Genomic DNA, 259 nt, shown 5'->3' with positions numbered 1-259 from the left:
CGGTTAGACTGAGTAGTGGTGGTCTTGACAATGGTTTTAATAGAATCACCAATGTAGCTGCCGGTATGGCAGACACAGATGCGGCGACTGTGGGACAGTTGAACGCGACGACGTTTGCCTTAGACAGAGGTTGGGCATTAAGTGCACAAAGTGATACCGCTACCATGGTAAAACAGGGAAGCGCTGTTGATATGAACAGCAGAGATGGAAACATTACTATTTCTAGAACGTCGGCAAATGGTGGTGTAGCAAGTCAAGC

General features: G+C 47.5%; 1 protein-coding gene. It reads left to right on the top strand.

Translation table 11 applies throughout. From position 1 onward, the window contains the following. The coding region (locus AAEZ06_RS27640) for a hypothetical protein (RefSeq protein WP_350617320.1) at window positions 1-259 on the top strand (259 nt) is incomplete at both ends.

The sequence above is a fragment of the Pseudomonas sp. HY7a-MNA-CIBAN-0227 genome, assembly GCF_040310325.1.
GTDB lineage: Bacteria > Pseudomonadota > Gammaproteobacteria > Pseudomonadales > Pseudomonadaceae > Aquipseudomonas.
The sequence above is the reverse complement of the archived record's forward strand: the minus strand, read 5'-3'. Positions and strand labels throughout refer to the sequence as shown.